This window comes from Curtobacterium pusillum (genome assembly GCF_007673235.1).
Taxonomy (GTDB): domain Bacteria; phylum Actinomycetota; class Actinomycetes; order Actinomycetales; family Microbacteriaceae; genus Curtobacterium; species Curtobacterium pusillum_C.
This window is the reverse complement of record NZ_VDZH01000019.1, coordinates 1-628: the sequence shown is the minus strand read 5'-3', so window position 1 is coordinate 628 and position 628 is coordinate 1. Positions and strand designations below refer to the sequence as shown.

At 72.1% G+C, this 628-nt stretch carries 1 protein-coding gene; it reads left to right on the top strand.

Annotated elements, in window-relative coordinates; all coding sequences use genetic code 11:
• Nucleotides 1-529 (top strand): hypothetical protein (locus FS532_RS18415; protein ID WP_186322149.1); only part of this gene is annotated, 529 nt, incomplete at its 5' end.
• Between the last annotated feature and the right edge of the window lie 99 nt (nt 530-628).

Sequence of the window (628 nt, the reverse complement as noted above, 5' to 3'; positions counted from 1 at the left end):
GACGCAGAGCCAGCAGCCCGAGCCGGCGCCGTCCGCCACGACGCCGACGTCCGCCCCGATCACGCCGACGGCGACGCCGACCCGGAACACCGTCGCGACGATCCCGACGACCTGCCGCGGGACGGTCCCGGCTGACGACTACGACCGCTTCTTCGGGGCCACCCCGTTGACGGAGATCGACCAGACCCAGGAGTCGACGGGGTCGGACTCGCCGGACATCCTCTGGACGGGTGGTTCCGCGGCGATCACGTGTGTGTGGGCCGATCCGAGCGCAGACGTCACCGGCCTCACGATGGACATCGGGACCACCGGTCCCGGGGCGGCCGAGCGGCTCGCGGAGAGTGCGTGGGACTGCCAGGAACGCGACGGTGGTCGGATGTGCCAGCTGACCGTCAGGGCCGAGCCGTACCCGGTCGACCAGACGACGACGGTCTTCATCCGCGACGACACGTTCATCGTGATCCGGCAGGCCGCCTTCCCGACCAGCGGCCTGCTCGGCGCCGTCGTCGGGGAGATCTGGGGGGACTGACGGCCTGGAGGCGCGTGGCGGGGATGACCCGTGCCTCCAGTCCGTCGGTGGGGAACCTCACACGACGCGGGCCGCGACGATGTCGCGGGCCAGCGTCCG